At 71.1% G+C, this 24,772-nt stretch carries 21 protein-coding genes and 2 tRNA genes; 17 read left to right on the top strand and 6 right to left on the bottom strand.

What is annotated here, in order from left to right; all coding sequences use genetic code 11:
- The first annotated feature begins 2 nt into the window (after positions 1 to 2).
- The 11 genes from dusB (at position 3) to ORG17_RS07320 (ending at position 13,895) form a co-directional block, all read left to right on the top strand.
- Positions 3 to 1,175 carry a tRNA dihydrouridine synthase DusB gene (gene dusB, locus ORG17_RS07270; RefSeq protein WP_071248081.1) on the top strand — a complete coding sequence of 391 codons (1,173 nt, stop codon included), beginning with the start codon at positions 3 to 5 and terminating at the stop codon, positions 1,173 to 1,175.
- Positions 1,172 to 2,467, top strand: a complete 1,296-nt coding sequence (locus ORG17_RS07275; protein WP_111057776.1) for a deoxyguanosinetriphosphate triphosphohydrolase — start codon at positions 1,172 to 1,174, stop codon at positions 2,465 to 2,467. The genes dusB and ORG17_RS07275 overlap by 4 nt, the downstream gene beginning before the upstream one ends.
- A 40-nt stretch (positions 2,468 to 2,507) precedes the next feature.
- Positions 2,508 to 4,427 (top strand): DNA primase, encoded by a 1,920-nt coding sequence (gene dnaG, locus ORG17_RS07280; RefSeq protein ID WP_214526334.1) that lies wholly within the window; start codon positions 2,508 to 2,510, stop codon positions 4,425 to 4,427.
- A gap of 1,019 nt (positions 4,428 to 5,446) precedes the next feature.
- A complete protein-coding gene (locus ORG17_RS07285) occupies positions 5,447 to 7,063 on the top strand; it encodes an ABC transporter substrate-binding protein (RefSeq protein ID WP_214527824.1) in 1,617 nt (538 codons plus the stop codon).
- A gap of 117 nt (positions 7,064 to 7,180) precedes the next feature.
- Positions 7,181 to 8,257 carry an ABC transporter permease gene (locus tag ORG17_RS07290; protein WP_214527827.1) on the top strand — a complete coding sequence of 359 codons (1,077 nt, stop codon included), beginning with the start codon at positions 7,181 to 7,183 and terminating at the stop codon, positions 8,255 to 8,257.
- A 2-nt stretch (positions 8,258 to 8,259) separates the two neighbouring features.
- Positions 8,260 to 9,285 carry an ABC transporter permease gene (locus ORG17_RS07295; protein ID WP_176708626.1) on the top strand — a complete coding sequence of 342 codons (1,026 nt, stop codon included), beginning with the start codon at positions 8,260 to 8,262 and terminating at the stop codon, positions 9,283 to 9,285.
- On the top strand, positions 9,282 to 11,006 hold the full coding sequence (locus ORG17_RS07300; RefSeq protein WP_214527823.1) for an ABC transporter ATP-binding protein: 1,725 nt from the start codon (positions 9,282 to 9,284) through the stop codon (positions 11,004 to 11,006). The genes ORG17_RS07295 and ORG17_RS07300 overlap by 4 nt, the downstream gene beginning before the upstream one ends.
- Before the next feature lie 148 nt (positions 11,007 to 11,154).
- Positions 11,155 to 12,084 carry an ATP-binding cassette domain-containing protein gene (locus ORG17_RS07305; RefSeq protein WP_110862089.1) on the top strand — a complete coding sequence of 310 codons (930 nt, stop codon included), beginning with the start codon at positions 11,155 to 11,157 and terminating at the stop codon, positions 12,082 to 12,084.
- Positions 12,081 to 13,091, top strand: a complete 1,011-nt coding sequence (locus ORG17_RS07310) for a D-isomer specific 2-hydroxyacid dehydrogenase family protein (RefSeq protein WP_301565240.1) — start codon at positions 12,081 to 12,083, stop codon at positions 13,089 to 13,091. Before ORG17_RS07305 ends, ORG17_RS07310 begins: the two co-directional genes overlap by 4 nt.
- 115 nt (positions 13,092 to 13,206) lie before the next feature.
- Positions 13,207 to 13,279: transfer RNA gene (locus tag ORG17_RS07315), tRNA-Asn, on the top strand.
- A gap of 121 nt (positions 13,280 to 13,400) precedes the next feature.
- Complete coding sequence (locus tag ORG17_RS07320) at positions 13,401 to 13,895, top strand: hypothetical protein (RefSeq protein WP_214527822.1); 495 nt, start codon at positions 13,401 to 13,403, stop codon at positions 13,893 to 13,895.
- Between the two features lie 58 nt (positions 13,896 to 13,953).
- Here ORG17_RS07320 and def read toward each other — a convergent pair whose 3' ends face one another.
- Positions 13,954 to 14,529: a peptide deformylase gene (gene def / locus ORG17_RS07325; protein ID WP_071248054.1), complete on the bottom strand. Its 576-nt coding sequence runs from the start codon at positions 14,527 to 14,529 to the stop codon at positions 13,954 to 13,956.
- A gap of 39 nt (positions 14,530 to 14,568) precedes the next feature.
- Here def and ORG17_RS07330 point away from each other — a divergent pair, with 39 nt between their 5' ends.
- From ORG17_RS07330 to ORG17_RS07355, 6 genes are all read left to right on the top strand, one after another.
- Complete coding sequence (locus ORG17_RS07330) at positions 14,569 to 15,483, top strand: DMT family transporter (protein WP_181440182.1); 915 nt, start codon at positions 14,569 to 14,571, stop codon at positions 15,481 to 15,483.
- A 113-nt stretch (positions 15,484 to 15,596) separates the two neighbouring features.
- Entirely contained in the window at positions 15,597 to 16,808 is a 1,212-nt protein-coding gene (locus ORG17_RS07335; RefSeq protein WP_027465335.1) for a glycosyltransferase, read from the top strand.
- A 13-nt stretch (positions 16,809 to 16,821) separates the two neighbouring features.
- Positions 16,822 to 16,896 (top strand) — tRNA-Ile (locus ORG17_RS07340).
- A gap of 7 nt (positions 16,897 to 16,903) precedes the next feature.
- Positions 16,904 to 18,028: an AI-2E family transporter gene (locus ORG17_RS07345; RefSeq protein WP_173033412.1), complete on the top strand. Its 1,125-nt coding sequence runs from the start codon at positions 16,904 to 16,906 to the stop codon at positions 18,026 to 18,028.
- Positions 18,025 to 18,870 (top strand): DUF1684 domain-containing protein, encoded by an 846-nt coding sequence (locus tag ORG17_RS18310; RefSeq protein WP_214527821.1) that lies wholly within the window; start codon positions 18,025 to 18,027, stop codon positions 18,868 to 18,870. The genes ORG17_RS07345 and ORG17_RS18310 overlap by 4 nt, the downstream gene beginning before the upstream one ends.
- Positions 18,871 to 19,027: 157 nt before the next feature.
- Positions 19,028 to 19,528 (top strand): DUF3145 domain-containing protein, encoded by a 501-nt coding sequence (locus ORG17_RS07355; protein WP_027465337.1) that lies wholly within the window; start codon positions 19,028 to 19,030, stop codon positions 19,526 to 19,528.
- A 243-nt stretch (positions 19,529 to 19,771) separates the two neighbouring features.
- Here ORG17_RS07355 and ORG17_RS07360 read toward each other — a convergent pair whose 3' ends face one another.
- The 5 genes from ORG17_RS07360 to ORG17_RS07380 form a co-directional block, all read right to left on the bottom strand.
- The gene (locus ORG17_RS07360; protein WP_027465338.1) at positions 19,772 to 21,016 is read right to left on the bottom strand and encodes a beta-ketoacyl-[acyl-carrier-protein] synthase family protein; all 1,245 of its coding nucleotides are present in this window, start codon (positions 21,014 to 21,016) and stop codon (positions 19,772 to 19,774) included.
- Positions 21,017 to 21,103: 87 nt separating this feature from the next.
- Entirely contained in the window at positions 21,104 to 21,352 is a 249-nt protein-coding gene (locus tag ORG17_RS07365) for an acyl carrier protein (protein WP_017886710.1), read from the bottom strand.
- Positions 21,353 to 21,474: 122 nt separating this feature from the next.
- Complete coding sequence (locus ORG17_RS07370; RefSeq protein WP_071405345.1) at positions 21,475 to 22,527, bottom strand: beta-ketoacyl-ACP synthase III; 1,053 nt, start codon at positions 22,525 to 22,527, stop codon at positions 21,475 to 21,477.
- Entirely contained in the window at positions 22,524 to 23,465 is a 942-nt protein-coding gene (locus tag ORG17_RS07375) for an ACP S-malonyltransferase (RefSeq protein WP_111039661.1), read from the bottom strand. The genes ORG17_RS07370 and ORG17_RS07375 overlap by 4 nt, the downstream gene beginning before the upstream one ends.
- Before the next feature lie 78 nt (positions 23,466 to 23,543).
- On the bottom strand, positions 23,544 to 24,770 hold the full coding sequence (locus tag ORG17_RS07380; RefSeq protein ID WP_027465341.1) for a PucR family transcriptional regulator: 1,227 nt from the start codon (positions 24,768 to 24,770) through the stop codon (positions 23,544 to 23,546).
- Positions 24,771 to 24,772: the final 2 nt, after the last annotated feature.

The following is a 24,772-nucleotide window of genomic DNA, read 5'->3' on the forward strand; positions in this document are numbered from 1 at the left end:
GTATGACGATCACTGACGCACCCGGGACGGCGACCCGTCCGGCGAAGCCCCTGCGCATCGGCCCCATCGAGGTCGACGTGCCGGTCGTGCTCGCGCCGATGGCGGGCATCACGAACATGGCCTACCGCCGGCTCTGCCGCGAGTACGGCGCCGGCCTGTACGTGTGCGAGATGATCACCTCGCGCGCGCTCGTCGAACGGACGCCCGTGTCGATGCAGCTCATCCAACACCACGAGTCCGAGACCCCGCGGTCGATCCAGCTGTACGGCGTCGAGCCGAACACCGTGGCCGAGGCGGCGACGATCCTCGTCGGTGAGGACCGTGCCGACCACATCGACCTCAACTTCGGCTGCCCCGTTCCCAAGGTGACGCGGAAGGGCGGCGGCGCGGCGCTGCCCTGGAAGCTCGACCTCTTCCAGGAGCTCGTCACGAAGACCGTGCGCGCCGCGGGCGACGTCCCCGTCACGGTGAAGATGCGCAAGGGCATCGACGAGGACCACCTGACCTACCTCGACGCCGCACGCATCGCGCGCGACGCCGGTGTCGCCGCGGTGTCGCTGCACGCCCGCACCGCGAACGAGCACTACTCCGGGCACGCCGACTGGTCCGCGATCGCCACGCTGAAGGAGACCGTCACCGACATCCCGATCCTCGGCAACGGCGACATCTGGTCGGCCGCGGACGCGCTCCGGATGATCGACGAGACCGGCGCCGACGGCGTGGTCGTCGGGCGTGGCTGCCTCGGCCGCCCGTGGCTGTTCGGCGACCTGGCCGCGGCGTTCCGCGGCGAGGGGCTGCGGTACATGCCGTCCCTGGGCGAGGTCGCCGACGGGTTCCGCCGGCACGCCGAGCTGCTCGTCGAGTTCTTCGGCGACGAAGAGCACGCCTGCCGCGACATCCGCAAGCACGTGGCCTGGTACTTCAAGGGGTACCCGATCGGCAGCGACGTCCGGGCCGGCCTGGCGATGGCGTCGAGCCTGCAGGAGATCGACGACTTCCTCGGCCAGCTCGACCACGACGCGCCGTACCCGGGTGCCGACGCCGAGGGGCCGCGCGGTCGTGCCGGGCACCCGAAGCGCACCGCCCTGCCCGACCGCTGGCTCGAGAGCCGCGACGTCGACTCCGAGTTCCGCAAGGTCCTGGCCGCCGCCGAGCTGCACCACAGCGGCGGATGAGCGCCACCGCCTCGTACGGCCCGGCCGACGCGGAGCGCTGGCTCCCCGAAGAACACGGCAACCGCCGCTCGGACTTCGCCCGTGACCGCGCCCGACTGCTGCACTCCAGCGCCCTCCGGCGTCTGGCCGCCAAGACCCAGGTGCTCAGCCCGACGGCGGGGCTCGACTTCGCCCGCAACCGGCTGACCCACTCGCTCGAGGTCGCGCAGGTCGGCCGCGAGCTCGCCGACTCGCTCGGGCTCGACCCCGACGTGGTCGACACCGCGTGCCTGGCGCACGACATCGGGCACCCGCCGTTCGGGCACAACGGCGAGACCGCCGTGAACGCCTGGGCCACCGGGATCGGCGGCTTCGAGGGCAACGCGCAGACCCTCCGGCTGCTGACGCGGCTCGAGCCGAAGGTCTACGGCGTCCGGCCGGGCTCCGACGTCGACCGTCCGTACGGGCTCAACCTGACCCGCGCGTCGTTGGACGCCAGCTGCAAGTACCCGTGGCCGGCGGCGCAGGGGGTCTCGGAGTCGTCTTCCGGGCGCACCAAGTTCGGCTTCTACGACGACGACCACGACGCCTTCGAGTGGCTCCGCGCCGGCGCCCCGCGCCGTCAGCGCTGCATCGAGGCGCAGGTCATGGACCTCGCCGACGACATCGCGTACTCGGTGCACGACTTCGAGGACGCCGTCGTCGCCGGGTTCATCGACGTCGCGGCCCTGGGCGACCGTGTCGGCGAGAACGACATCGTCAGCGCCATGCACGCCTGGGTCGGCGACGACCTGAGCCGCGACGAGCTGCTCGAGGCGTTCGACCGCCTGCGCGAGTTGCCGCTCTGGATGACCGCGTACGACGGCTCCCGCCGTGACGCCGCACGCCTGAAGAACCTGACGTCGCAGCTGATCGGACGCTTCGCGCGCACCGCGACGACGGCCACCCGTGAGTCCTACGCCTCGGGGTCGCTCGTGCGGTTCGCCGCGTCGGTCGTCACCCCGCCCGAGATCATCGGTGAGATCGCGGTGCTCAAGGGCATCGTCGCGGCCTTCGTGATGACCCAGGGCGACCGTCAGCCCGTGTACGAGGACCAGCGCCGCGTGCTCACCGAACTGCTCGACGCGCTGGCGGCGACGGGGGCGTCCGACCTGGAGCCCGGCTTCGCCGCTGACTGGCACGCCGCGGGTGACGACGCCGGCCGACTGCGCGCCGTCGTCGACCAGGTCGCGAGCCTGACCGACCAGGGTGCACTCGCGTGGCACCGACGTCTGGTGGTGGGTGACCGTGAACCGGTCCACATCGCCGTCTGACCGGTCCGCCGACGTCGGTCCCACGAACTAGGATCGAGGGGTGGCTGGCAGGATCGCGCGGAACGACATCGACGAGGTCCGCTCGCGTGTCAACATCGCCGACGTCGTGGGCGACTACGTCACGCTGAAGCATGCGGGCGTCGGGTCGATGAAGGGCCTCTGCCCCTTCCACGACGAACGCTCCCCGTCGTTCCACGTCCGGCCCCAGGTCGGCCGCTACCACTGCTTCGGCTGCGGTGAGGACGGCGACGTCTTCAGCTTCATCATGGCGCAGGACCACACCACCTTCGCCGAGGCCGTCGAGCGCATGGCCGCGAAGATCGGCTTCACCCTGCACTACGAAGAGGGCGACGGGCCGCGCACCGACTACAACACCCGTGCCCGGCTGATCGCCGCGAACGAAGCCGCGCTCGAGTACTTCACGGGGCAGCTCACCACCGCTGCCGCCGACCCCGCCCGCCGGTTCCTGGGGGAGCGCGGGTTCGACCCCTCGGCCGCCCAGCACTTCGGCGTCGGGTTCGCCCCGAAGTCCTACGACATGCTCAAGGACCACCTGCGCGGGCGCGGCTTCACGATGGAGGAACTCGTGTCCGCCGGCCTCGTCAGCCAGGGTGACCGCTCGCCGTACGACCGGTTCCGCGGGCGCCTGATGTGGCCCATCCGCGACGTCACCGGGGCGACCATCGGCTTCGGGGCGCGCCGCCTGCTCGAGGACGACAAGGGTCCCAAGTACCTCAACACGCCCGAGACCCCGATCTACCACAAGAGCCAGGTGCTCTACGGGCTCGATCTGGCACGCCGCGACATCTCGAAGCAGAAGCAGGTCGTCATCGTCGAGGGCTACACCGACGTGATGGCGTGTCACGTCGCGGGCATCACGACGGCCGTCGCCACCTGTGGCACGTCGTTCGGCGTCGACCACATCAAGGTGCTTCGGCCGATGCTCGGTGACCTGGCCGGCGCCGACCCGAACGCCAACGGCGAGGTCGTGTTCACGTTCGACCCCGACGAGGCCGGGCAGCGCGCAGCCTCGCGTGCCTTCGCGGAAGAACAGCGCTTCGCCGCGCAGACCTACGTCGCCGTGGCGCCCGGTGGGCTCGACCCGTGCGACCTCCGGCTCGCCCGCGGTGACGACGCGATCCGCCGATTGGTCACGAACAAGCGCCCGATGTTCGAGTTCATGATCCGCCGCACCCTGGACGGCCACGACCTCGAGACCGTCGAGGGGCGCGTCGGTGCCCTGCGCGCTGCTGCGCCCGTGCTCGCCGGTATCCGCGACCGCTCACTGACACAGGGCTACGTGCGCGAACTCGCCGGCTGGCTGGGGATGGAGATCCCCGAGGTCCGTCGGTCGGTCGAGACCGCCCGGCGTCGTGCGGGGTCCGCTGCCCAGGACGAACGGTCCGCGGGCTCGGGGCGCGACGGCCGTGCCGGAACCGGCACCGACGGGGCCGACACCCCCGACGAGCCCGTCGCCGGGATCCGTTCGCTGCCGAACGACCCGATCAGCCGCATGGAGCGCGACGCCGTGATGGCGATGGTGCAGCAGCCCACGTCCGTCGGGGCACCGATGCTCGGGCTCGCCGCGTCGGCCACGTTCTCGACGCCGATGCTCGCCGCCGTGCGGGACGCCGTGGTCGCCAACGTCGAAGTCATCGGCGCGGGGGACTGGCTCGACCGGCTGCTCGCCGACGTGCCGGCGCCCCTCCGCACCCTGACGCACGAACTCGCCCTCGCACCGATCCCCGCGCGCAACGCCGAGGACCTGGCGGCCTACTGCCGGAGCATCGTCGTGGCCCTGGTCGAGCGCGACCTGCTCGCCCGCAAGGCCTCGTTGCTCGGACAGCTGCAGCGCGCTGACCCGCACGAGCAGGCCGAGCGTCGCGCCGAGATCCAGCGGCAGCTCGTCGACATCGACGGGCAGCGGATGCGGTTGCGCGCTGACGCCGAGGCGTCCTAGGGCTCTTCCCGCGCTGTTGGTGGGCGCGGGGTCGCACGACGCGCCGCGTGCGTCTCGCCGAGGTCGCGCAACTGTCGCGCGGTGGGGCTGCGGCGGCGGTTGGTTCTGTCCGCGACGGCGTGAGTGGTCGGGACGTGCCGCGTGTGGGGCGTCGAGTGGTTGCGAAGCGTCGGTTGGCCGGGGTCCGGCCGACGGGACGTGACCGCTGGGGGTGGGGCGGGCGGGGAGTCGTGACCGGTCGGCGGGGATGAGGGGCGGGGCGGGGCGGGGCGGGGCGCGGGGCGGGCCTCCCGGCCGGGGGTGAAGTCGCACGACGCGCCGCCGGCGCCCCCCCCGAGGTCGCGCGAACCGTCGCACGGTGGGGCTGCGAGCGGCAGGCGGTTCTCTCGGCGATGGCGTGAGTGGTCGGGACGTGCCGCGTGTGGGGCGTCGAGTGGTCGCGAAGCGTCGGTTGGCCGGGGTTCGGACGACGGGACGTGACCGCTCGGGGTGGGTCGGGCGGGGAGTCGTGACCAGTCGGCAGGGGCGAGGGGTGGGGCGGACGCGGCGCGGGCCTCCCGGCCGGGGTGTGCGGAGTCGCACGACGCGCCGCGTGCGTCTCGCAGAGGTCGCGCGAACCGTCGCGCGGTGGCGATGCGAGCGGCAGCTGGTGTGACCTCGGGTGCGTGAGTGGTCAGGACGTGCCGCGTGTCGGGCGTCGAGTGGTCGCGAAGCGGCGGCCGCCGGGGTTCGGACGACGGAACGTGACCGCTCGGGGTGGGAAGTGGCGGGAACGGCCGAGAACGAGCGCCAGACGCCCCAGGTTGCACCACGCAACTTTTGTGCGTGACGCGCCGCTCGACTCCGGCGGAATCATGCATCACGCGGCGGGCCCGTGCATTACAGCGGTGTAAACAAATCGCCCCCGGTTCGTTCTGTTCCGTGACAGGGTGATACCAATGAGCGTTCCTGGCCGGGCACACAGACGTTCCACCCTCCGGCTCAGGACTCTTGCAATCATGACCAGAGAGGCAGCGGACATGGCATCCGTGACCAAGTGGGGCAAGCGCGGCATCGCGCTCGGCGCCGGTGCAGCAGCGACGGCGCTGGTGCTGACCGGCTGCGCGAGCAGCAGCGTGAGTGACACCGAACTGAACGGCCTGAGCATCGGGACGACGGACAAGATCACGTCCCTCGACCCGGCCGGTTCCTACGACAACGGCTCCTTCGCCGTGCAGAACCAGGTGTTCCCGTTCCTGATGAACACTCCAGTGGGGAGCCCGGACGTCGAGCCGGACATCGCCACGAAGGCGGAGTTCACGAACCCGACCACCTACGAGGTCACCCTCAAGGACGGGCTAGAGTTCGCGAACGGCAACAAGCTCACTTCGAGCGACGTGAAGTTCTCGTTCGACCGCGAGCTGAAGATCAACAACGAGAACGGTCCGCAGTCGCTGCTGGCCAACCTCAAGAGCATCGACACCCCGGACGACACCACCGTGGTGTTCAACCTGGACCACGCCGACCAGACCTGGCCGCAGGTGCTCTCGAGCCCCGCGGGTCCGATCGTCGACGAGGACGTCTTCAGCGCGACGAAGCTCACCAGCGCCGACGACATCGTCAAGGGCAAGGCCTTCGCCGGGCAGTACCAGATCAGCTCCTACAAGGAGAACGACACGATCCAGTACAAGACCAACCCGAAGTACGACGGCCTGCTCGGCAAGGCGAAGACCGGCGAGGTCACCGCCAGCTACTACACCAAGGAGACCGACCTCAAGCTCGCCGTGCAGAAGGGCGACGTCGACGTGGCGTACCGCTCCCTGACGCCGACCGACATCTCGGACTTGCGCAAGGACGACTCCCTCAAGGTCACCGACGGCCCCGGTGGCGAGATCCGCTACGTGGTCTTCAACTTCAAGACCCAGCCGTTCGGCACCGGGCAGGACGACGCCGACGAGGCGAAGGCCCTGGCCGTGCGTCAGGCTGCCGCCGACGTGGTCGACCGTGCCCAGCTCGCGAAGGAGGTCTACAACGACACCTTCACCCCGCTCTACTCGATGGTCCCGGACGGCCTGACCGGCGCGGTCCAGCCGTTCAAGGAGATGTACGGCGACGGCGACGGCGGCGCGGACGTGGCGAAGGCCAAGAAGACGCTGTCGGACGCCGGTGTCACGGGCAAGGTGCAGCTCGACATCCAGTACGCGCCCGACCACTACGGTTCGGCCTCGGACGACGAGTACGCGCTGCTCAAGCAGCAGCTCGAGGACTCCGGTCTGTTCACTGTCAACATCCAGTCGACGGTCTACACGACCTACGCGCAGGAGCGCACCAAGGACGCCTACCCCGTGTACCAGCTCGGCTGGTTCCCGGACTTCTCCGACGCCGACAACTACCTGTCGCCGTTCTTCACCAAGGAGAACTTCGTCCAGAACCACTACGACGACCCGGAGATCCAGGACCTCATCGCGAAGGAGCAGGCCGAGTCCGACACGGACAAGCGTGCTGCCCTGATCGAGCAGGCCCAGGAGCGCGAAGCCACCCAGATCTCGACGCTGCCGCTGCTGCAGGGCAAGTCCGTCGCGGTCGCAGGCAAGGACGTCAAGGGCCTGACCCTCGACGCCTCGTTCAAGTTCCGGTACGCCACCCTGAGCAAGTAGCACCAAGCCCCACGTGCAGGCCGCGGGCGTTCCCACGAGGAACGCCCGCGTGCCTGTGCAACGGCGACGAAAGGCACACACCCCGTGACCCTCAGCACTCCCGAGGCGACGCAGGACGTGAACGGCACCGATCCCACCAAGCCACAGGCACAACGCAGTGCCAAGAACAGTGGCGGCGGACTCGGCCGGTACATCCTCGTCAGGTTCCTCCTCATCATCCCGACCGTCTTCATCCTGGTGACGCTCGTGTTCTTCCTGATGCGCGTCATCGGGAACCCGATCACCGCATCGGTCGGCGGTCGTCTCACGCCGAGCCAGCTGCAGGAACGCCTGCACGCCGCCGGGTACGACCGGCCGGTTCTCGTGCAGTACTTCGAGTACCTCGGCAACATCCTGCGCGGTGACTTCGGCACCTCGTCGACGGACAACCGTCCGATCACCGACATCATCGTCACGTACGGCGGCGCGACCGCGGAGCTCGTCTTCTACGCGCTCATCGTCGCGCTCGTGCTCGGCATCCCGCTCGGCATGCTCGCCGCGTACACGCGCGACAAGTGGCCGGACGTGCTGCTCCGTGCGCTCGCGATCCTGACCTACGCCACGCCGGTGTTCTTCGGTGGTCTGCTGCTCAAGCTCGTCTTCTCGGTGTGGCTCGGCTGGCTGCCCCTCGGCGACCGTGCCTCGACCCGGGTGTCGCTCATCCTCGACGGCATCCCGGGCGCGAGCGGCGTCTACATCATCGACGCGCTCCGCACCGGCAACGCCGCGGTCATCGGCGACGTGCTGCAGCACGCCGTCCTGCCGGCGCTGACGCTCGGTCTGCTGACGGCGGGCATCTTCCTGCGCCTGGTGCGCGCGAACATGATCGGGTCGCTCGGCTCGGAGTACGTCGACGCCGCCCGGTCCCGCGGCGTGCGCGAGTCGCGGCTCGTCCGCACCCACGCGTTCCGTCCGGCCCTCGTGCCGATCATCACCGTGATGGGGCTGCAGATCGCGATGCTCCTGGGTGGCTCGGTGCTCACCGAGACGACCTTCGGGTGGCGCGGCCTGGGCTTCGAGCTCAACCAGTACCTGTCGGCCCGTGACTTCGTCGCGGTGCAGGGCATCGTCGCGATGCTGGCGGTGATCGTCGCGGTGACCAACTTCATCGTCGACGTGGTCGCCGCCCTGATCGACCCGAGAGTGAGGTTCTGACGATGGTCGACACCACCCTCGTCGACCGCCACGAGCCGCTCTGGAAGCGGCTGCCCGTGGTGGTCCAGCTCCGCCGGAGCACCGGCTGGCAGCGCGCCATGCTCATCGTCGGCGTGGTCATCTGCGCCCTCTACCTGCTCGTCGCGGTCTTCGCACCGCTCCTCGCCCCGTACGGCTTCGGTCAGCTGCAGGGCGCGGACGGGCAGAGCTTCCCGCGCACCGGCGAACCGAGTGCCGAGCACATCTGGGGAACCACGGTCGGCGGCTTCGACGTGTTCAGCCGCGTGCTCTACGGCGCCCGCACGGCCGTGCTCGTCGTCATCGTCGCCGTGATCGTCTCGATCATCGTGGGCGTCCTGCTCGGCATGGTCTCCGGGTACCTGGGCGGCTGGCTCGACCGCGTCCTGGTGGTCGTGGCCGACGCCATCTACGCGTTCCCGTCGCTGCTGCTCGCGATCATCGTGTCCATCGTCATCTCCGGCGGCAACTCGAGCTACTCGGGCGGCATCATCGCGGCGGCGATCTCGATCACCGTCGTGTACGTGCCGCAGTACTTCCGCGTGGTCCGGGCCGAGGCCGTCCGGCTGAAGAACGACGCGTTCGTCGAGTCGGCGCGCGTGATGGGCACGAACCCGTGGCGCATCATGACGCGGCACGTCCTGCGGAACTCGACCCGTTCCCTGCCGCTCATCCTGACGCTCAACGCGAGCGACGCGATCCTGACCCTGGCCGGCCTCGGCTTCCTCGGGTTCGGCATCGGCCCGACGTCGGGCGCCGAGTGGGGCTACGACCTGAGCCGCGCGCTCTCCGACGTCGCGAGCGGTGTCTGGTGGACCGGTGTCTACCCGGGTGTCGCGATCGTGGTGCTCGTGCTCGGCGTGACCTTCATCGGCGAGAGCCTGAACGACATCTCCGACCCCCGCCTGCGTGCACGCCGACGCCTGAAGCAGCTCGTGTCCACGCGCGACAGGCGCGACCCCGAGGCACCGCGCACCGCCGGGAACGACACGGAAGGGACGGGCGCATGACCCCGACCACCCGCCTGCAACCGGGCGACACCACCACCGAACCCGTCGTCGTCGTGGACGACCTGACCGTCACGTTCGCGACCGACGGCGGCGCCGTCGACGCGGTCAAGGGCGTCAGCCTCGACGTCCGCCCCGGCGAGGTGCTCGCCCTGGTCGGCGAGTCCGGCTCCGGCAAGTCCGTCACGGCGCGCAGCATGCTGCGGCTCATGCCGGAGACGGCGACGCTCGGCGGCGCGGTGCTGCTCGACGGCACCGACGTGGTGAGCGTCGGCGCGCAGAAGCTCCGCAGCCTGCGCGGAACCGCCGGGGCGATGGTGTTCCAGGAACCGTCGACCGCCCTCAACCCGGTCTTCACCGTCGGGTGGCAGATCGCCGAGGGACTCCGCGCCCACGGCGGCGTGTCGAAGAAGGAAGCTCGGGCGAAGGCCATCGACTACCTCGGTCGCGTCGGCATCCCCGACCCCGAGACCCGCGTCGACCACTACCCGCACCAGTTCTCCGGCGGGCAGAAGCAGCGCGTGGTCATCGCGAGCGCACTGGCCCTCGAGCCGAGGGTCATCATCGCGGACGAACCGACTACGGCGCTCGACGTGACGGTGCAGGCCGAGATCCTCGACCTGCTGCGTCGCTGCCGTGACGAGTTCGGCACCGCGATCGTCGTCATCACGCACAACATGGGCGTGGTCGCGGACCTGGCCGACCGCGTCGCCGTGATGTACCAGGGCGAGATCGTCGAAGAGGCCACGGCGTCGGCGCTGTTCGCGACGCCGCAGGCCGACTACACCAAGCGGCTGCTCGCGGCGGTGCCCCGGCTCGAGGCGTCCACCGGGGTGGCCCGGCTCGAGGCGTCCACCGGGGTGGCCCGGCGCGCCGCGATCGCCGAGGACGTCACCCCGCTGGTCGAGGCGAAGGGGCTCGAGATCGAGTACCCCGGGCGGCTCGGCTCGCCGGCGTTCAAGGCGGTCAAGGGTGTCGACCTGGCGATCCGTCCGGGCGAGGTCCTCGGCCTGGTGGGGGAGTCCGGCTCCGGCAAGACCACCATCGGCCGGGCCATGGCGGGCCTGACGAAGGTCACCGGCGGCTCGCTCAAGGTCCTCGGCGCCGAGATGCTCGGGTACCGCGAACGCGACTTCAAGCACCTGCGGAAGGACATCGGGTTCGTGTTCCAGGACCCGGCGACCTCGTTCAACCCGCTGCTGACGATCGCCGAGTGCGTCGCCGAGCCGCTGGTCGTGCACCGGGAGGTCTCGAGTCCGCGTGCCGCGCGCAAGCGGGTGGACGAGCTGCTCGAGGCCGTGCAGCTGCCGGCCGCGTACGGCGACCGCTACCCGCACGAGCTCTCCGGTGGGCAGCGCCAGCGCGCGTCGCTCGCCCGGTCGCTCGCGCTCCGGCCGAAGCTGCTCATCGCCGACGAGCCGACGAGCGCGCTCGACGTGTCCGTGCAGGCGCGCGTGCTCGAGCTCTTCCTCGAGCTCCAGCAGGACCTCGGCTTCGCCTCGCTGTTCATCAGCCACGACCTCGCGGTCGTCGGCGCGCTGTCCGACCGGATCGCGGTGCTGTACCGCGGTGACCTGGTCGAGACGGGCACGACGGCGCAGGTCCTCGGCGCGCCGCAGCACCCCTACACGCAGCGGCTCCTCGCGTCGTTGCCGGTGCCGGACCCAGCGGAGCAGGCGGAGCGACGGCGTACGCTGGAGCGACTGGAGCACGCCGGGTCCTGACACGACGTGACCCACCCTGGAGGCCCGGCCAGCGTCGTCGACGCACGCCGGGCCTCCAGGGTGGTCGGCTCCACTGCTGTACGCACGACGGACCTGCCAGGGCGGTCCGTCGCGAACCGCCGCCAGGGGGCGGCGTGGAAGGGGACCCATGATCGCGGTCAACGGACCGGCGGTCGTCGCGGACGACGTGTCGATCGAGTACCGGGGCGGACGCGGGGGCGAGTCCATCCGGGCCGTAGACGGCGTGAGCCTGACGGTCCGGCAGGGGGAGATCCTCGCCCTGCTCGGTGAGTCGGGCTCGGGCAAGTCGACCTTCGCCGCCGCCATCGCCGGCCAGCTCGGATCCCACGGCGAGGGCGAGGGGGCCCTCCGTCGGCACATCGTCGGCGGCGAGTTGACCGTGCTCGGCCAGAAGACCCGGGGCCTCCGCCCGTCGTCGCGCAAGCTCGAACGGCTGAGCGGCCGGATCGGCTACCTGCCGCAGGACGGCGCCGACCGGCTCAGCCCGGACCTGACCGTGGGCGAGGCCGTCGCCGAACCGATCTACGCACGCGACCGCCGGTTCGACCGGCGCGAGGCCGGGCTCATCGTGGCCCGGCTGCTCGACGCGGTGCACCTGCCGCTCGGGGCGATGCGCCTGAACACGTGGGAGCTCTCGAGCGGGCAGCGCCAGCGTGTCGCCCTGGCGAAGGCGCTCGTGCTCGAACCCCAGTTGCTGGTCGCGGACGAACCGGCACGCGGCGTCGACGTGCTCGTGCGGCAGTCCGTGCTCGAGGCCCTGGCGACGCTGCAGCGCGGCCGGCAGTTCTCGGCCGTCGTCGTGTCCAGCGACCTGCGCGAGGCCCGCGCCCTCGCCGACCGCGTCGCCGTGATGGCCGATGCCCGGCTCGTCGGGCTCGGCACCTTCGACGAGGTCCTCGACAACCCCGTCGACCCGTACGTGAAGACCCTCGCCTCGACCGCGGCCCGCGGGGTGAAGCGTCGTCCGGCACCGAGCACGTCTCGCCGTTCGTCGGCGCCGCGCCGTCCGCTCGCCGCCGGCACTGGCCCGCGCACCGACCGTCAGGAGAACGCGTGAGCACCACGAACCAGGGCCCACGGGGTCACCGCGCCGTCGTCCCCACGTCGGGTGCACCGCTGCCGATCGAGGCCCCGCAGCCCGGGCCCGTCGCCGTGCTTCCGGAGCCGACGGACCTGCACGTGGACGCCGTGACCGACGCCGGGGGCACCGTCGCGCCGCTCGACGCCGACACCCGCGGGGTCGTCTGGCTCGACCCCCGCGACCCGTCCGGTCTCGCCGACGCCCTGTCGTCCGCACCCGGGGTGGGCTGGGTGCAGCTGCCGTTCGCCGGTGTCGACGCCTTCGCACACCTGATCCAAGAGCACGGCGACCGCGTGCTGTTCACCTCGGCCAAGGGTGCCTACGCGGAGCCGGTCGCCGAGCACGCGCTGGCGTTGACCCTCGGCACGCTCCGGGTCCTGCAGAAGCGCGCTCGTGCGTCGTCGTGGGCGACCGAGCCCGAGGGGGTCTCGCTGTACGGGCGGAACGTCGTCGTGATCGGTGCCGGCGGGATCGCGCTCGAGTACCTCCGGCTGCTCGCGCCGTTCGACGTCGACGTCACCGTCGTGCGCCGCTCGCCCGACCCCGTCCCGGGAGCCGCGCGGACCGTCACCACCGACGAGCTCGACCAGGTCCTGCCCGACGCCGACGTCGTGATGATCGCGGCGGCGATGACCTCGGGCACCGCGAAGCTCTTCGGCGAGCGGCAGTTCCGGATCATGAAGCCCTCCGCCCGGCTCGTGAACATCGCGCGCGGTGGACTCGTCGACACCGACGCCCTGGTCGCCGCGCTGCGCGCCGGGGAGATCGCCGCGGCCGGCCTCGACGTCACCGACCCCGAACCGCTGCCCGACGGGCACCCGCTGTGGTCCGAGCCCGGAGCCGTCATCACCCCGCACCAGGCCGACACCCCGGACATGGTCGCGCCCCTGCTGGCCGAGCGCGTCCGATTGAACGCCACGGCGTTCCTCGGGGGCGACGGCGAGGGCTTCGTCGGCGTCGTCGACCCGGTCGCCGGGTACTGACCCGGGGGCTCCGCCGCGCGGCGCGCCCGGGCGGCGTGTCCGATGCGGTGGAGGGCGCCAGGGTCCTGCTATGCTGTTACCCGTTGTTCGCACGTCATTCGCCAGCGGACAGTGATCCTCGATAGCTCAATTGGCAGAGCAGCCGGCTGTTAACCGGCAGGTTGTTGGTTCGAGTCCAACTCGGGGAGCGACAGGTCCTCATCCTTCCGGATGGGGACCTTTTGCGTTCCCGCTGCCGAACTGCACCTGCGCACCGGATCCGCAGCGTTCGCGCGGCTCGTGCCCGGTCGATGCTGTTAGCGTTCACAGGTGCACCGTTCCCGTTCCCGTTCGCCTCGACTCGCGCTCCTGGGCGTGGTCGTCGCCGCGACGGCGGTGCTCACCGGCTGCAGCAGCGTCGGCCCGGACACCGATGCCTCCGAGGACCCGACGAGCTCGGACACCGGGCTGGGCTCGGGCGCGTCGCCGGTGGTCTTCGCGTTCGTCTGCGACCGCGGCGGATCGGACAGCGAGACCTACACGACCTACTCGGCGGTGTGGGATGCCGAGCGTGCCGACTGCTCGGCGAAGCGCCTGACCGGCTCGGTGCCGTCGAGTCAGCAGCAGGCCGCGGTGACGGCGGCGCGTGGCGACGCGACCCTGGTCGAGCTCGCGAGCGCCTGCGCGGTGCGCGGCTCGGACCCGTGGACGTCGGCGGTCGCCGACGAGCGCGGTGCGCACGTGGCCGCAGGCCTCCTGCGGTACTGCCCCGGACACCCGGAGACCGACCACCTGCGGGACGCACTGGCGGCCTACCGGGGCTGAGCCGGGCCTCCAGACCGAACGCCGCACCGGCGACGGGCCGACGGCGGCAGGACGGGCGTCAGCCCTCGGGGTGGTCGCGTCCCGGCAACCAGGACTGGCCGGGTCCGCCCCAGCTGCTCTTGCGGATCGCCTTGGCGACCTGCTTGCCGTAGGGGTGCACCAGGCGGTCGGCGTAGAGCCAGCCGTCCAGGTGGTCGTACTCGTGCTGGAAGATCCGGGCCAGCCAGCCGTGCGCCTCGACCTCGAACGGGGTGCCGTGCTCGTCGAAGGCCCGCAGCAGGGCGCTCTCGGAGCGGCGGAGTGGGAACCGCTCGCCCGGGATCGAGAGGCAGCCCTCGGACTCCTCGTCCTCGTCGAGCTCCTCGACGGACTCGGGGACCGGGGGCGTGATCCACAGGACCGGGTTGACGGCGGCGCCCCGGTGCAGGACGTCGTCGTCATCGGTGTAGGAGTACACGAACAGGCGCTTGCCGACGCCCACCTGCGGTCCGGCCAGGCCGACGCCGGGGGCCAGGTCCATGGTCTCGAGCATGTCGGCGACGAGGGTGCGGAGGTCGTCATCGAACGCGGTGACCTCGGCTGCACGCTCGTGCAGGACGGGTTCGCCGGTGATGCGGATCGGGAGAACGGCCATTCACCCAGGTTATCCGGCGGGGGACGGTAGCCTCGACGCGTGACGACGGACCTCCAGCTGCCGGACGCCGTGAGCAACCTCACGCCGTTCCAGGCGCTGATGATCCCGGTGGCCCTGATCGGCGCGGTCTTCCTGTCGCTCGGGGCGCAGTTCCAGAGCCGCGGGGTGCAGCGGGTCGAGGCACGTCTCGGTCGGCAGTCGAAGGGGCTGAGCGTCCGGCACGTCGTCGGGCTCGTCTCGAGCGGCTACTGGGTGCTCGGCACGCTCATGCTCGGCATCGCGGTGGTGCTCCAGCTCATCAGCATCACGTTCGCCCCCCTGATCGTCGTGCAGCCGCTGGGCGCCGTCGCCCTGGTCATCACGACGTGGTTCTCGTCGCGGTCGTCGGGCGTCCCGCTCGGTCGTCGTGCGCGACGGGCCGTGTGGACGTGCATCATCGGCGTCGGCATCTTCGTCGGCATCGCGGCGTTCGTCGGCCACGAGAGCGCGATCACCCGCCAGCAGCTCGTCACCGTGCTGGTGATCCTGGCCGTCGTGCTGGTGCTCGTGCTGGTGTCGTTCCGGCTGGTGGCCAAGCACCGCAGTGCGCTCTACTACATCGTCGGGGCCGGGGTGCTCTACGGGTTCGTGGCGACACTGGCCAAGGTCGTCCTCAACCGGTTCGTGAACGGCACCTTCGACTGGCTGACCGTGCTCGCCATCGCCGGCGTGATCGTGGCGGCGTCGCTCGGCGGGTACTTCGTGCAGAACGCGTACTCGAGCGGATCGGCCGACCTCGTGATCGCGGGGCTGACGGTGATCGACCCGATCGTCGCGGTCGGCATCGGCGTCATCGTGCTCGGCGAGGCCTCGGGGGCGCCGTGGTTCGCGGTGGCGGGGTTCGTGGTCGCCGCGGGCATCGCCATCACCGGGGTGTTCCTGCTCGCCAAGCACCACCCGCAGACCCGGGCCTGATGCCGCGCGCCCGGTGGTCGCCGCCCTCATCCGCGCGGCTGACGCGACCGTCGATCCTGGTGCGATAGCGTCACTGCCGACCAGCCATCGCCCACGAGAGGACGAACTCAGCCGTGTCAGGAGACGCCACCACCGCCACCGCCGGACCGACGGGTGCGACGGGCGGTCACCGACCGTTGCGCGTGCTGATCGCAGCGGACACCTTCGCCCCCGACGTCAACGGCGCCGCCACCTTCGCCGAGCAGCTCGCCGTCGGTCTCGCCGAGCGCGGGCACGAGGTGCACGTCGTGGCCCCGGCTTCGAGCCGCCAGTACGGCACCTTCGACGAGGAGCACCACGGCGTCACGCTCGTCGTGCACCGGCTGAAGTCGTACAAGTGGCCGCTGCACCCGTGGCTGCGCTTCGTGTGGCCGTGGAGCGTCCGGAAGTGGACCGGTCCGATCCTCGACGCGGTCAAGCCCGACGTGCTGCACATCCAGTCGCACGTGGTCATCGGTCGCGGCATCGTGCACGAGGCGAACGACCGCGGCATCCGGGTCATCGCGACGAACCACTTCATGCCCGAGAACCTGCTCGAGTACACGCCGTTCGGCAAGTGGACGCTGCCCCTCGCGCTGAAGATCGCGTGGAGCGACGCCGCCAAGACCTACCGACTGGCCGACACCATCACCACACCGACGAACCTGGCCGCCGACTACCTGCGGAAGGCGATCGCCGGACAGCAGGTCCTCGCGATCTCGTGCGGCATCGACGCGTCCCGGTACGTGGCGCGCGAGGGACGCCCGGTCAACAACGACATCGTGTTCGTGGGTCGTGTGGCGCCCGAGAAGAACCTCGACGTGCTGGTCCGCGCGGTGGCGCTGCTGCCCGCCGAACTGTCCGCGACGCTGACGATCGTCGGCGACGGCGAGATGATCCCGAAGCTCACCGCGCTGGCGAAGGAGCTCGGGCTCGAGGACCGCGTGCGGTTCCTGGGCTTCGTCTCCGACGAGCGCAAGCAGGAGGCCCTGACCAACGCGACGGTGTTCGCGATGCCGTCCACGGCGGAACTGCAGAGCATCTCGTCGCTCGAGGGGATGGCCTCGGGCCTGCCCGTCGTCGCCGCCGACTCGATGGCGCTGCCGCACCTGATCGACGGCAACGGGTACCTGTTCACCCCGGGCGACGTGGACGACCTGGCGGCGAAGCTCACGACGGTGCTCACCGCGCCCGAGTCGGAGTACGTGGCGATGCGGGAACGCAGCCTGGCCATGATCGAGGCACACGACATCAACCGCACGCTGTCGACGTTCGAGTCGCTGTATCGTGGTGAGCCGGTGGCCTGAGGGTCTCCGGCGAGGGGCGGTAGCCAAGCTGGTCAAGGCAGTCGGCTCATAACCGAACGATCCGCGGGTTCGAGTCCCGCCCGCCCTACGTGCACATGCCAAGGAAGCGCGACACGTCGCAGGACGACCACGCACCGACACCGAACGTCACCTTCGAGGTGACCCGTGGCGGTACCGGCGTGCGCGTGAACGCCTTCCGCATCGGGTTCATGGGCGCCATCGGGGTGCTCGTCGCGCTGCTCGCCGGGTCGATCATCAACGAGCTGAGCACGGTCCTGGTCTACATCGGGGTCGCGCTGTTCCTGGCGCTCGGCATCGACCCCCTCGTGTCGTTCCTCGAGCGGATCATCCCGCGCTGGTCCGCGATCACGATCGTCGTGGTGGTCGTCCTCGGGGCCTTCGCCGGCATCGTCTTCGCCGTCGTCCCGATCCTGGTGGAGCAGACCTCGAACCTGGTCCAGAACTTCCCCGAGATCGTGCAGGACATCTCGCAGCAGCCGTGGGTGCAGGACCTGTCGAAGCAGTTCGCCGGGTCGTTCGACATCGACCACGCGCTGCAGTCGCTGCAGTCCTTCGTCGAGAAGCCGGGCAACCTGCTCAGCGTCGGCGGCGGGATCCTGGCGGTCGGCAGCGGGATCCTGTCCGGGGTCACCGGGGCGCTCATCGTCATCATCCTGATGCTCTACTTCCTCGCGTCGATGCGGGGCATGAAGCGCGCGGCCTACCGGTTCGTCCCGGCGTCGCGTCGCCAGAACTTCATCGACGTGAGCGAGCAGATCACGCAGGCGGTCGGCCGGTACGTCGTCGGGCAGGTGTCGCAGGCGCTCATCAACGGCATCCTGAGCTTCATCTTCCTGCTCATCATCGGTGCACCGCTGCCCGTGCTGCTCGCGTTCATCGCGTTCCTCGGCTCGCTGATCCCGCTGGTCGGCACGCTGGCCGCCGCCATCGTGATCTCGCTGCTCTGCTTCTTCGCGTCGCCGGCCACCGCCCTGTTCTCGGGCATCTACTACCTGGTCTACATGCAGGTCGAGGCCTACCTGATCTCCCCGCGCATCATGTCGCGGGCGGTCCAGGTGCCCGGCGCCCTCGTGGTCATCGCGGCGGTCGCGGGCGGCACGATCGGCGGCGTGCTCGGCGCGCTCGTGGCGCTGCCCGTCGCGGCGTCGGTCATCATCATCGTGCAGAAGGTCATCTACCCCCGCCAGGAGCAGGCGTGACGAGCGGCACCGGCGCTGCCGACGACGCGCTCGTCGCCGCCTTCGCCGAGCACGTCCACGATCGTGACCGCTGGGCGCGCAGTGCCCGTGGGCCGCTCGCCCTGGTGAACGCCCAGCACGTCGACCACCCGCAGCCGGTCTGGCCGGTCCCCGGGACGTGGGCCCCGGCCGTCGGCGGACTCACCGTGACGGCCGAGGCATCCGACGGCGTCGTCGTCGACGGCGTCCCGGTCGACGGCACGGTCCTGGTGGCCGGGGACACCGCCGTCGTGCCGTCGACCGTCGCGCTGCCGGACGGCTTCGCCGGCACCGTCAGTGGCGACACCCTGCGCGTCTGGGACCCGTCGTCCGAGGCGATCGCCCGCTTCGCCCAGATCGCCCGCTTCGCCTGGTCTGGCGACTGGGTGACGTCCGGCACGTACGTCCCGCTGGTCGGGGACGCCCTGGAGGCCCGTGGCAGCGTCCGTGACGCCGCCGGCGACGCCCTGCCGGTCGCCGGACACGTCGAGACCGTCGTGGGTGGTGCCGCGGTGCGCTTCGTCGCCGTCCGGTCGGCTGCCCACCGCGGAGCCGCCCGGCTGCAGCTCATCGTGCAGGACGCCACGAGCGCCCTGCCCGAGGACGACCCGGGCAGCACCTACTCGATGGGTCGGTTCCTGTACCTCGACGACCCCGGCGCCGAGGCCACGATCGAGCTCGACTGGAACCGGCTGGTACTGCCGCCGTGCGCGTTCTCGTACCAGTACGCCTGCCCGATCCCACCGGAGGACAACCGCGTCCCGGTGCCGATCACGGCGGGGGAGCGGCACCCGGTCGACGCGAACTGTGCCGTTCTGCACTGATCCGGTCGGGTCCTTGCCGTTCCCAGGCGTGGCGCTGCATAATGGGCGTGTCCCGTCGGGACATCACAATCGCATACCGATGGTTCCGTGGCCCCTCGGGTCAGGATCCTCCGCACCAGGTCGATGGGGAAGTCGCACCTGACGTATCGGAGGAACCGTGAACGGAACGACGACAGGAGTGCTCTACGTGCACTCCTCACCCCGCGCGCTCTGCCCGCACGTCGAATGGGCAGCAGGTCGCGCGATGAACCGCGCCGTGAACTTCTCGTGGCTCGACCAGCCCGCACAGGACGGTGCGCGCCGGACCGAGTACACGTGGACCGGTGCGGTGGGCGCCGGTGCCGCGATCGCGTCGGCCCTGCGCGGGTGGGAGCACCTGCGGTACGAGGTCACCGAGGAGCCGACGAGCGCCTCGGACGGCGGCCGCTGGATGCACACGCCCGACCTCGGTGTGTTCTACGCCCAGACCGACGTCACGGGCAACATGGTCATCCCCGAGGACCGGGTGCGCTACGCGATGGAGGTCGCGGGCAGCAATGCCCTCGAACTGCACCGTGAGCTCCGACTCGCCCTCGGGCAGGCCTGGGACGACGAGCTCGAGCCCTTCCGCCACGCGGCCGAGGGCAACCCGGTCGTCTGGCTGCACCGCGTCGGCTGACCCGACTCGCAACACGCCGGCGTCTCGGGTGGGCCGGATGTCGGCGTCGGGTGCGCAACACGCCGGCGTGTTGTCCTGACACCGCCGAAGACTCGAGACGCCGCCGAACACGGCGGCGTCTCGTCGTTCCCGGGGCGCCTCAGCGACACGACGGCGTTTTGGCGGGACTCCGAACCGGCACCGGAACGACGGAAGCCCGCCCCGACGACGCGGGACGGGCCTCCTGGCAGAGGGTGTGACGGATCAGACGCTGCGGAACGCGACCACGGCGTTGTGGCCGCCGAAGCCGAACGAGTTGCTGACCGCGAGCAGGTCGCCCTCGGGCAGCGCACGCGGCTCGCGGGCGACATCCATGACGATCTCCGGGTCCTGGTCGTGCAGGTTGATCGTCGGCGGGGCGACGCGGTTGTGCAGTGCGAGGACGGTGAAGACCGCCTCGATCGCACCGGCACCACCGAGCAGGTGCCCCGTGGACGCCTTGGTGGCGGACACCACGACGTCGTCCAGGTGGTCGCCGAAGACCCGACGCATCGCGTGGTACTCGGCGACGTCACCGACGGGGGTCGAGGTGGCGTGCGCGTTGACGTGCACGACGTCCTCGATGCTCGCGTCGGCGTGCTCGAGGGCCTGCAGGACCGCACGGGCGGCGGCGCTGCCCTCGGGGTCCGGCGCAGTGATGTGGAAGGCATCGGAGGTGATGCCGGAGCCGGCGACCTCGGCGTAGATCGTCGCACCGCGGGCTTCCGCGTGCTCCTTCGACTCGAGGATGAGCGCTGCTGCGCCGTCACCGAGCACGAAGCCGTCACGCGTGACGTCGTACGGACGCGAGGCGGTCTCGGGGGAGTCGTTGCGGCGCGACAGGGCCTGCATCGCGGCGAACGCGGCCAGCGGGAGCGGGTGCAGCGCGGCCTCGGCGCCACCCGTGATGACGATGTCGGCGTCGCCGTCGGCGATGTGCCGGTACGCCTCGGCCAGCGACTCGGTCGAGGACGCGCAGGCCGACAGGTAGGTGCGGGCGCCGCCGCGGGCGCCGAACTCCATCTCGATGGCGGCGGCGGGGCCGTTCGCCATGAGCATGGGGACCGTCATCGGCAGGACGCGACGCGGGCCCTTCTCGCGCAGGGTGTCCCAGGCGTCGAGCAGCGTGTTGACGCCACCGATGCCGGTCGCCCAGTCGACGATCAGGCGCTCGGGGACGACCGACTCGTCGTCGATGCCGGCGTCGGCCCAGGCCTCGCGCGCCGCGACGAGCGACAGCTGCGACGAGGGGTCGAGGCGCTTCGACTCGGGGCGGGTGAGCTGGTCGGTGAGGAACCGGCGCGCCTGGCCGGCGAACTCGACGGGGAGCTCGAGCTCGGCGTAGCGGGGGTCCTCGATGCGGGTGATGCCGGACTTGCCGGCGAGCAGCGCGTCCCAGGTGTCCGGGGCGGTCGCGGCGAGGGGTGAGATCGCACCGATCCCGGTGACGACGACGGTCTTCTTGGTCATGGGACGACGTGTTCTTTCGTTGGGGTGAACAAGATGAGCGCCGTGGCCCGCAGGGGTCCGCGGGCCGCGGCGCTCAGGAAGCTCGTGTCAGGCCTGGGCCTTGACGATGTAGTCGACCGCGTTGCCCACGGTCTTGAGGTTCTTGACCTCTTCGTCCGGGATCTTCACGTCGAACTTCTCCTCGGCGTTCACCACGATGGTCATCATCGAGATGGAGTCGATGTCGAGGTCGTCCGTGAAGGACTTGTCGGCGGCGACGGTGTCGGTGGCGATACCGGTCTCGTCGTTGATCAGCTCGGCCAGACCGGCGAGGACTTCTTCGTTGGACAGGGCCATGAGTGTTCTCCTTGAAGGGGGGTGTCGTTTGACCGTTGACCAGCCTAGGGCACGCGGGGTCCGGGTGCGCGGAGGCTCGTCGGGATGGGGACCGGGCGCGCGGCTGCGCGACCGGGCGGGGATCAGGGGAGGACGACCACCTGCGCACCGAAGACGAGTCCGGCGCCGAAGCCGATCTGCAGGGCGAGGCCGCCCGACAGGTCCGGGTGCTCCTCGAGCAGGCGGTGCGTGGCGAGCGGGATGCTCGCGGCGGAGGTGTTGCCGGTGGTGGTGATGTCGCGGGCGATCGTCACCGTCTCGGGCAGGCCGAGCTGCTTGGCGAACTCGTCGATGATGCGGATGTTCGCCTGGTGCGGCACGAAGGCGGCGAGGTCCTCGGGGCGGACTCCAGCGGTCTCGAGCGCCTGGCGGGCGACCTTGACCATCTCCCAGACGGCCCAGCGGAACACCGTCTGCCCGGCCTGGCGCATGGTCGGACGCGGTGCGCCGGCCTCCCACTCGTTGTAGGTCGCGGTCATGCCGATGGCGTCCCACTTCGAGCCGTCGGAACCCCAGATGGTGGGGGCGATGCCCGGGAAGTCGCTCGGGCCGATCACGGCGGCGCCGGCACCGTCCCCGAGCAGGAACGAGATCGAGCGGTCGGTCGGGTCGACGACGTCGCTGAGCTTCTCGGCGCCGACGACCAGCACGTGGTCGGCGAGTCCGGACTTGATGAACGAGTCGGCCTGGGCGATGCCGTAGGCGTACCCGGCGCAGGCGGCGCTGATGTCGTACGCGGCCGCCGGGGTGGCCCCGATGCGCTCGGCGAGCAGCGACGCCATCGACGGGGTGGCGACGGTGTGCGTGACGGTGCTCACGAGCACGACGCCGATCTGGGACGGCTCGATGCCGGCCTTCTCGATGGCCTCGCGCGCGGCGGCCTCGGCGAGGTCGACGGCCTCGACGTCCTTGCCCGCGCGCTTGCGGGTGATGATGCCGGTGCGCTGCCGGATCCACTCGTCGGACGAGTCGATCGGGCCGACGAGGTCGTCGTTCGGCACGACGTTCTCGCCGCGGGCGGCGCCGAACGCCAGGATCCGGGTGAACTCGTGGCCGCGGCGCTGCTGGAGCAGCGGGCGCGCGGATCCGGTCGGGAGGCCCGTGGGGGCGTCCGTCGGGGTGGTCGGGTCGGTCATGCGGTTGCGTCTGCTTCCTGGCCCGCGCGCTGCAGCAGGTCGATCGCTGCAGGCAGGTCGTCGGGGGTCTTGATGGCGACGGTCGGCGTGCCGCGGAGGCCGCGCTTCGCCAGGCCGACGAGGGCACCGGCGGGTGCGAGCTCGATGATGCCGGTCACGCCGGCGGTGGAGAAGGACTCCATGACCGCGTCCCAGTGCACGGGGTTCGCGATCTGCTGGACCATCAGGTCGACGAAGCGGCGGCCGTCGTCGACCCGGGAGCCGTCGGCGTTCGTCCAGATCGGCAGGGTCGGGTCCTGCACCGTGGCGGCGGCCGCGACCGGGGCGACCCGCTCTACGGCGGGGGCCATGTACCGGGTGTGGAACGCACCGGCCACGGCGAGCGGGATCACGCGGGCCTTGGCGGGCGGGTCGGCGGCGAGGGCCGCGATCGCGTCGGCCGCACCGGCGACGACGGTCTGGCCGCCACCGTTGTGGTTCGCGGGCACCAGGCCGTGCTCGGCGAGGGCTGCGGCCACGGCGTCCGCGTCGCCACCGAGGACGGCGGCCATCGAGGTCGGCTCGAGCGCGGCGGCGTCGGCCATGGCCCGGCCGCGTTCGGCGACCAGGGCGACGGCGTCGGTCGGCTCGAGGATCCCGGCGACCGCGGCGGCGGTGAACTCGCCCACCGAGTGTCCGGCGACCCCGCCCACCAGGGCGCGACGGCCCTCGGCGAGCAGTGCGTCGGCGGTCACCAGACCGGCGGCGACGATGAGGGGCTGTGCGAGCGCGGTGTCCTTGATGGTGTCCGCGTCGGAGTTCGTGCCGTGCTCGGCGAGGTCGACGCCGATCGACTCCGACCACTGCCCGACTCGTTCACGAACGGTGGCGTCCTCGAGCCAGGGGGCGAGGAAGCCGGGGGTCTGGGAGCCCTGTCCGGGCGCGACGACGACGATCACCGGACAATCCTCGCGTTCTCGTCCCGCGGGGCCCGTGTGGACTTCCCACACGAATCCCCGCGGGACATTGTTGGTTCTCTACCGCCGTGGGGTGATGCGGCGGCGTCCGGTCGCGGACTCGGACATCGCGCCGAGGATGAGCGCCGACTGCACGATCAGGGCGTCACGGGCGTGCGTGGCGTCCCAGCCGATGATGTCGGCGACCCGGCGCAGGCGGTAGCGCACGGTGTTCGGGTGCACGAAGAGCTCGCGCGCCGTGGCCTCGAGCGAACGCCCGGTGTCCAGGTAGCACCAGAGCGTCTGCAGGAGCTCGGTGGACTGGTCCTTGAGCGGGACGTAGATGCGCTGCACCAGGGCCGACCGGGCGAGGGGGTCGCCAGCCAGGGCCCGCTCGGGCAGCAGGTCGTCGGCCAGGGCCGGGCGGGGCACGCCACGCCAGGCACGCGCGACGGCGAACCCGGCGAGGGCGGCCTTCGCGCTCGTCGAGGCGTCGACGACCCCGGGGACCTCGTTGCCGAGCACCAGGTGACCCTCGCCGAACAGGGGTTCGAGGGCCTGCGCGATGGTCGTGAAGGAGACAGGCTCCTCGCCCTCGGGGACGTCGTCGCGCGGGGTTGCGCGGCCGATCACCACGACGAGCCGCGATCCCTGGACCCCGACCAGCACGTCGGCGTCCATGTGCCGTGCGGTGCGCCGGACCTGGTCGACCTCGAGCTGCTTCGGTGCGGTACCGACGAGCACCGCGACCTCGCCGTGGCCGTGCCACCCGAGGGCGGCGATGCGGGAGGGCAGTTCGTCGTCGTACTCGCCGGAGAGGATCGAGTCGACCACGAGCGCTTCGAGCCGGGCATCCCACAGGCCACGGGCCTCGGCCGCGCGGGCGTAGACGTCGGCGGCGGCGAACGCGATGTCGCGGGAGTACTTGAGGATCGCCTCCTGCAGCATCTCGTCGTCGGCGGCGCGTTCCTCGACCACGGTCACCACGACGCGGATGAGCTGCAGGGTCTGCTGCAGGCTCACCGAGCGCAGGAGTTCCCGCGGGGCGGACCCGAAGACGTCGGCCGCGGCGATCCACGGCGTCGACGCGGTGCCCTCGAGCCAGCTGATGAACGAGGTGATGCCGGCCTGGGCGACGAGGCCCACGGCGGAGCGGCGCCCCGGCGGCATCTCGCTGTACCAGGGGAGCGTGTCCTCGAGTCGCTTGATCGTGGCGGTGGAGAGTTCTCCGGACACCTGACGGAGCCAGGAGAGCGCACGCTCGCGCGCGCTCTCCTGGCTCTCGTGGTCCGGGCGGACCGTCGTCACGG

The organism is Curtobacterium flaccumfaciens pv. betae, from assembly GCF_026241855.1.
GTDB classification, from domain to species: Bacteria; Actinomycetota; Actinomycetes; order Actinomycetales; family Microbacteriaceae; genus Curtobacterium; species Curtobacterium flaccumfaciens.